General features: G+C 57.6%; 1 protein-coding gene. It reads right to left on the reverse strand.

The annotated features are described in order from the left end of the window. The coding region (locus K675_RS0120395) for an IS3 family transposase (RefSeq protein ID WP_026145380.1) at positions 1 to 432 on the reverse strand (432 nt) is incomplete at both ends.

Raw genomic sequence — 432 nt, forward strand, 5'->3', positions numbered from 1 at the left:
CCCCCTGCCATATTGGCTACCCTGATCGCTATGAAACAGGACCCCATGAGGCCTGCCACGCATCTCGTAAGCCCTGTCGAGCGCCCTGATGACCAGCTCGGCATCAGGCTTGGTGGACATCGCCCAGCCCACCACTCTGCGGCTGAACAAGTCCAATACAACGGCCAGGTAACTCCATCGACCCTGTGCCCAGATATAGGTGATGTCACCGCACCACACCGTGTTCGGCGCGGCCACGGTGAATTGGCGATCAAGGACATTAGGGATGTCGGGGCGCTCAACCGTGGCCTTCTTGTACGCATGAGAACCAGGCTGTTTGCTGATCAACCCTTGTTCCTTCATCAATCTTCTGACTTTGAAACGTCCGACCTCGATGCCTTCATCCCGAAGCATGGCAACGAGACTGCGGCTACCGGCTGAGCTACGGCTTTG

The sequence above is a fragment of the Pseudomonas fuscovaginae SE-1 genome (assembly GCF_000364705.1).
GTDB lineage: Bacteria > Pseudomonadota > Gammaproteobacteria > Pseudomonadales > Pseudomonadaceae > Aquipseudomonas > Aquipseudomonas fuscovaginae_A.